This is a genomic window from Haloferula rosea, assembly GCF_016595525.1.
Lineage (GTDB): Bacteria > Verrucomicrobiota > Verrucomicrobiia > Verrucomicrobiales > Akkermansiaceae > Haloferula > Haloferula rosea.
This window is the reverse complement of record NZ_JAENII010000033.1, coordinates 1-3341: the sequence shown is the minus strand read 5'-3', so window position 1 is coordinate 3341 and position 3341 is coordinate 1. Positions and strand designations below refer to the sequence as shown.

Below are 3341 nucleotides of genomic sequence, written 5' to 3'. Positions count from 1 at the left end.
CAGGAGAGGTTGTTTATTCACACTATTCATACCGTACTTCGGCCGGCTTTCCGTCTCTCGTTTTCAACGAAATCGAGCTTAAGGACGCGCCATTCCTCCCAGGCCCTTCTTGAGAAGATTGAAGTTACCAACAATATTGGAACCGACGGTGGCATCGGATCCGTTGGTATCGATCACCAGACTTGCTTGTCCATTCCCATCCCACAGGACTTCGGAAGCGACGGCAGAGATGTCCGAATCGTTGAGGTTACCTGCTCCAACGATCCCCCCGAAGCCAGCTCCGTCCGCCACGGTGACGGTGTTCAGTGCAGGAAGCGAGTCGGCGTCGTCGACGATGAGGCATCCTTCGTTGACCGTTGTGGCTCCAGAAATGCCATTGGAACCTGAGATCAGCATCAGGCCACTGCCGTTTTTCACCATGCTGTTGCCAATTTGAGGTTCAAGAGCGGCGGTGACCCGTAGATCGATTTCTGCCGGTCCATCTGCGATGTTGAAGGGCAGATCCGCCTGCCGCACGCGGATGAGACCACCAATGACCGATGGATCCGCTGCTGCCAGCACATTGACCTCGGATCCTCCTCCCAGTGAGAAGCGTGCCACCCCGGAGCCAACACCGATTCCGTTCTCGGTGGTCATCGCACTTCCCCGAAGGTTCACACTCAGCCCCCACATGCTGTCTCCAATTCCCTGGTGCTCAAGTAAAGCGCCATCAAACAGGTTGAGTTCCGTGACCCGGGTCCCACTTCCCCAACCCATTGTATTGGAGCCCTCAAGAATTACGATGCCGCCTTGATTCACGGTCAGGGACCCTCTTACTACCCCCACTGAATTTCCGTTGGGATCATTGAGGGTCAGAGTGCCGCGATTGACGGTAGTGCCTCCCTCGTACGAGTTCTCTTGGTTGAAAATCACATTCCCTCCGGAGTCTACTCCATTCCCGTTCAACACCACCGAGCCCAACCCTGTGATCGGGCTACCACTGAAATCGTAGTCGCTCCCAATCGAGTTCTCGAAGGTGACCAAGGCTGGCGCGATTTCTCCCTGTGAGTTATCCAAGCTGACACCACCCGGCGCAGTATCATCGAAGCGCACGGAGTCTCCATTGCTGAAGTAGCCGTCAGTGCTGGTCCAGTTGCTGTCGAACAGATCACCTCCTACAGACCAGAATCCGGAGCCGCTCGAATTGATCCAAGTGATATCCTGAACCCCATCATAGGTGAGCGTGATTGAGCTACCAGTGTCATTGATGGTGATGCGTCCGAGAACCCCAACCACCTCAAAGTCAGCCGCAGTTCCAGAGGCAAAGCTCCCATAGTTGACAATGGTATAGATCCCGACCGCGAGATCCGAAGGGACGAGAACAGTTGCTGTGCCGTTCAGAGCGAGTGAACTCACCGTCAGGGCACCGGGCTCGGTGGTGGGGTCTAGAAGGAGGGACGCGCCCAGCGAATCGCCGAGTGTCAAACTTCCTGCAACCAAACCTTCTCCGGAGAGCGTGGCTCCATCAGAGACGGTTACGGCTCCGCCAAGTTGTCCGGTGATCTCCAGTGTCCCACTGGCTACGGTGATTTCATCCGTATAGGCGGTTGAGTCTGCGGTCAGGGTCACGGTAGCAGATCCGCTTTTGCTCAGCGGCAGCGTGCCCCCCAACGGTGCTGAAACGGTCAAGTCAGAGGTTGTAGAGATACCGTTTGCGCTGAGGCTGGCTGGACCGGTCAACTCGTAACCCGGTGCCGTCACGGTGATCACATCGGCAACGATGTCATCGACAAGGGTGACAACGCCTCCAGTGCCTCCAAATGCAGCAGTCTGGATCCCCGTGTTAGGGGTCCACAGTTGATTTGGGGAAGTATTGGGAGCAGCTTGCCAATTGTTTGACACAAGGTCCCAATTTCCCGCTCCGCCTGTCTCAGTGTCACCGGGATCCCAATCCAAGGTTGTGGCAAGATTCACGGAAAGCGTCTCACCGGTGACCACGAAGTAGTCGCCGAAGTTGCCGACATTCCCGCCGTCATATTGAAGGTCGCCCGCATTCCACCATCCTTCGTAGGTCGAGACATCTGCAGTCGAGACGGTCAGACTTGCGGTGCTTCCTGCCGTGAAATTGATGGCTCCATCACCGGGTCCGAAGCCACCGCCTGCAGCATCAAAAGTGGGGATCACGGCCCAACTGACCTGCCCGTCGATGAAGTTGATTCGTCCAGTGCCGCCTTCTCGCCCGATCACGATTGCACTGTGCTGGGAACCATCCCACGTTCCGCCGTTGATATTGACGATGCCTCCGGTATTCGGCCGATTTCCCACGATAAAATTTCCGTCTCCTGAGGCGACGTTGCGTACGATTGAACCCCCAGGATTGACGTTGAGTGTCCAAGTCTTCTCCGTGTTCCCTGGGCCGGGGCTATTTTGTCCGATGATCACTCCGAACGAGGCGCCATCGATGATCAAGGACCCGCCGGAGTTGATATCGATGACTTGATTTGCAGTGCCACCAGCGCCCATCTGGAACCAATCGCCCTGGCCTACCGTTTGGGCGGTTGAAATGATCGGGCCAAAGGGATCGGCAAGATTCGCGGCCGTCACTGTCAGTGGGCCAGTCGCCAGCAGGGTAACGAAAGCAGGAAAATTGTATTTGTTCATGGCGAATTGGTTGGATGAAAGGAACTGAAATACGTTTCGTCCTGAGAAGAGGTGCAAACTGAAGCGTTAGGGACAAGATCGCCCCGCTTCCATCAGCTCCACCCATGTTCAGAATCAGAGGCATGGGAAGGGACCACGATCAGGGTCCCCGCGTACCCAGCTATGTATCCCCGAAAGATGCGACAACAGATCGGATGGACAAGGCCCCGAGCGGCCCTGAAACTAGTCTGAAAAGTTGACACGTCATCATCCTTTCACGGGCCACTGCATCCCGACGATCTTCTGACAAGGTCAGGAAGACGCCATTCACGTTCTCCACCGAGGTCCACTCGCAGCCCTCAGCGGTTGAATGCTACAGCTCTACAGCTGCGGAGAATCTGAGGTCAGTGCTTTCGCTGAGCAACGCCCCTACCAAGTGATCCGGAAAGACAGCGCCGCCCACATCGTCCATGACTCCCCGACCTACACCACTGGCTACGTCATCTTCGAAAAGGACACCGACCTCCCCGCCGAGTTCCCATTGCGATCCGCAGATCAACCCTGCCTCTTCATGATCGCCGAGAAGGACGGCCGTCTCATCGTCTCCCTCACGAACCCCGACGCCCGCCTTGAAGCAAGCCATCCTCCACCGAGTAGCTGACCAGCATGCTGGCCCACGCCACCGTCTGGAGAATCGCGATCGGGCCACCAAGAAGGTGCAT

General features: G+C 56.5%; 1 protein-coding gene. It reads right to left on the bottom strand.

Annotation, left to right across the window (positions count from 1 at the left end; translation table 11 throughout):
* Nucleotides 1–78 precede the first annotated feature (78 nt).
* Nucleotides 79–2640, bottom strand: a complete 2562-nt coding sequence (locus tag JIN81_RS18675; RefSeq protein WP_200283574.1) for a beta strand repeat-containing protein — start codon at nucleotides 2638–2640, stop codon at nucleotides 79–81.
* Nucleotides 2641–3341 lie beyond the last annotated feature (701 nt).